Raw genomic sequence first — 496 nt, forward strand, 5'->3', positions numbered from 1 at the left:
ATGCGTCGTTACATCTGGAGGGGCTACTCAGGGAGGATTACCAAGCGAAGGAAGTGCAGGATTTGGTGGGGAAGATCAGGAACGGGTTGGGGAGCTGGCTGACATTCGTGACGGAGCCGGACGTCGATTCGACGAACAATCGCGCAGAGCGCGCTCTGCGCGAACAGGTGATGCTGCGGAAGATGTTCCGGAGTCTCCGATCAGCCGAAGGAGTCCGTATCCACGAGACGATTACGACGATGTTAGCGACATGGGAGCGGCGTGGTCTTGATCCGCCCGAACAGCTACGATCAATGCTCGGTGGTCGGGATCTTGAGGCACGATCAGAGACATCTTGATCCGTGAGTGACCAGTCCCGCTATCCAACTACGTAGAACTCTTCATCAGTGTACGTAGCGATTACGCGGTTGTACGTGTTTAGCGCGGTCCTCTCGTAGATGCCTCTGCACGTGATTCTGGTTGCTCTCCTCCGAGTATCGACGTCAGTTGATCCGGT

The 496-nt window shown here is 56.0% G+C and carries 1 protein-coding gene; it reads left to right on the forward strand.

Going from position 1 to position 496, the window contains the following annotated elements; genetic code table 11:
- A partial coding sequence (locus C448_RS07610; RefSeq protein ID WP_004053463.1) for an IS66 family transposase occupies positions 1-338 on the forward strand: 338 nt, incomplete at its 5' end.
- Positions 339-496: the final 158 nt, after the last annotated feature.

The organism is Halococcus morrhuae DSM 1307 (assembly GCF_000336695.1).
Taxonomy (GTDB): Archaea; Halobacteriota; Halobacteria; order Halobacteriales; family Halococcaceae; genus Halococcus; species Halococcus morrhuae.